The 252-nt window shown below is 61.5% G+C and carries 1 protein-coding gene; it reads right to left on the bottom strand.

The window, feature by feature from the left end:
• The coding region (locus SB822_RS59200) for an ABC transporter permease subunit (protein WP_410859389.1) at nucleotides 1-252 on the bottom strand (252 nt) is incomplete at both ends.

Here is a 252-nt window from a genome sequence, read left to right as displayed (position 1 = left end):
CGGCGGACCAGATTTCCACCGCGCGAAAGTTGCCGGCGATGATCTCCTGACCCTTGCGCGTCAGTTCCCCGACGCCGATCACGATAAACAGCGACGTGTCCTTCAAGCTGACGATGCACTGATTGCCCAATGGCGGAATCAGGCGTCGAAATGCGAGCGGCCCGATGATCTTCATCAGCACGCGCGGCGTCGAGAGTCCCATCGCGAGGCCTGCTTCCATCAAGCCCTTCGGGATCGACAGCAAGGCTCCGC

This window comes from Paraburkholderia sp. SIMBA_054 (assembly GCF_046534875.1).
GTDB classification, from domain to species: domain Bacteria; phylum Pseudomonadota; class Gammaproteobacteria; order Burkholderiales; family Burkholderiaceae; genus Paraburkholderia; species Paraburkholderia hospita.
This window is presented reverse-complemented; position numbering and strand designations above follow the sequence as displayed.